Annotated in this window: 1 pseudogene; it reads right to left on the bottom strand. The window is 46.2% G+C overall.

The features are described 5' to 3' along the window. Nucleotides 1-264: pseudogene (locus CXF89_RS19235) on the bottom strand (IS4 family transposase); the annotation flags it as partial.

The raw sequence follows: 264 nt of genomic DNA on the forward strand, positions 1-264 counted from the left end.
TAAATAACTGCTTTGCGTAGTTCACCTCACCTTGATAACTGGGCCCGAAGGCAACGTGGTGTATCAACCGGCTACGCAAGGAGCTTAAGGCGCATAGGCGTACAATAGGATATTCTGTATGATGGTTTTTACTGTGCTTAATATAGTGAAAGTGCTCAGCAAGAGCAGGTGTATCAGGTGCACGAAATTGCGTTCCATCGACAGAAAATAACCGGAGTCCATACCACGTATCATCAGCATCTTCTTCTTGTGTCCAATGGGCCG

The organism is Pseudoalteromonas sp. MelDa3 (assembly GCF_002863625.1).
Taxonomy (GTDB): domain Bacteria; phylum Pseudomonadota; class Gammaproteobacteria; order Enterobacterales; family Alteromonadaceae; genus Pseudoalteromonas; species Pseudoalteromonas arctica.